This is a genomic window from Escherichia sp. KCJ4928 (assembly GCF_004352695.1).
Lineage (GTDB): Bacteria > Pseudomonadota > Gammaproteobacteria > Enterobacterales > Enterobacteriaceae > ECMA0423.
Genome location: NZ_SJWV01000643.1, coordinates 1 through 381 on the forward strand (window position 1 = coordinate 1; position 381 = coordinate 381).

Annotated in this window: 1 protein-coding gene; it reads right to left on the bottom strand. The window is 52.8% G+C overall.

What is annotated here, in order from left to right; all coding sequences use genetic code 11:
• Positions 1-11 precede the first annotated feature (11 nt).
• Positions 12-381: hypothetical protein (locus E0D98_RS28305; protein ID WP_240723793.1), on the bottom strand; the 370-nt coding region annotated here is incomplete at its 5' end.

A 381-nucleotide genomic window follows, 5' to 3' on the forward strand; every position in this document is an offset into this window, starting at 1 on the left:
ACGTCTTCCTCTCATCCGGAACTGTGATACAAATCCTGCATACAGGATTGACCGCCGGTTCCTGCAAATGGCACATTTTCAGTAAGATAGCGAAGGTTACATTCCCCCGTCATGTGTGGCACAGCTGTCACCGGGAAAGAAACGGAAAGCACATGAAAAACATCAAAACTCACACCGGACTCCTTATCCACAAAGAACAAGCGCGGCGCGTTCGTCTTCATGAAACACCCACTGCCTGGTGCCACACGCACCGGGAATGCTACAGCAAAACGACCGGTCGCCGCTGCGGCAGCCCTGACAGTCTCAGCAGGCTGATTCTGAGCAGCATTCAGCCCATAGAATGAGATAACCCCTATGAATGATGGCAGACAGACGCCTCCG